Source organism: Bacillus sp. NTK034, from assembly GCF_017303275.1.
Classification (GTDB): Bacteria; Bacillota; Bacilli; order Bacillales; family Cytobacillaceae; genus Cytobacillus.
In genome coordinates this window covers 1-505 of the sequence record NZ_JAFKOJ010000038.1, presented here as the reverse complement: position 1 = coordinate 505, position 505 = coordinate 1, and the positions used below count along the sequence as shown (strand labels likewise).

The window sequence follows — 505 nt, the reverse complement described above, 5'->3', positions numbered from 1 at the left end:
GGTCACACCCGTTCCCATACCGAACACGGAAGTTAAGCTTCTCAGCGCCGATGGTAGTTAGGGGCTGTCCCCTTGTGAGAGTAGGACGCTGCCGGGCGTATATTATGGAGGATTAGCTCAGCTGGGAGAGCATCTGCCTTACAAGCAGAGGGTCGGCGGTTCGATCCCGTCATCCTCCACCATACAACTTGCCGGTGTAGCTCAATTGGTAGAGCAACTGACTTGTAATCAGTAGGTTGGGGGTTCAAGTCCTCTCGCCGGCACCACTTCAGCGAGCCATTAGCTCAGTCGGTAGAGCAGATTGCAGCATCAGTGAATTTCTTCATCCGATTAGCAATCTGTGACAAAGCGTTTAGCTTTGGAACATCTGACTGCACATAACAGGCTTTAGGAAATCTCATAAAATTATGAGCCATTAGCTCAGTCGGTAGAGCATCTGACTTTTAATCAGAGGGTCGAAGGTTCGAGTCCTTCATGGCTCACCATTTTAATTTCATATTGCGGG

At 49.5% G+C, this 505-nt stretch carries 3 tRNA genes and 1 rRNA gene; all 4 read left to right on the top strand.

Features of this window, described 5'->3' with window-relative positions:
- A 5S ribosomal RNA gene (gene rrf, locus JI665_RS28280) occupies positions 1-97 on the top strand; the annotation flags it as partial.
- Positions 98-106: 9 nt separating this feature from the next.
- Positions 107-182, top strand: a tRNA-Val gene (locus JI665_RS28275).
- A gap of 8 nt (positions 183-190) precedes the next feature.
- Positions 191-266 (top strand) — tRNA-Thr (locus JI665_RS28270).
- Positions 267-409: 143 nt separating this feature from the next.
- Positions 410-485, top strand: a tRNA-Lys gene (locus JI665_RS28265).
- Positions 486-505 lie beyond the last annotated feature (20 nt).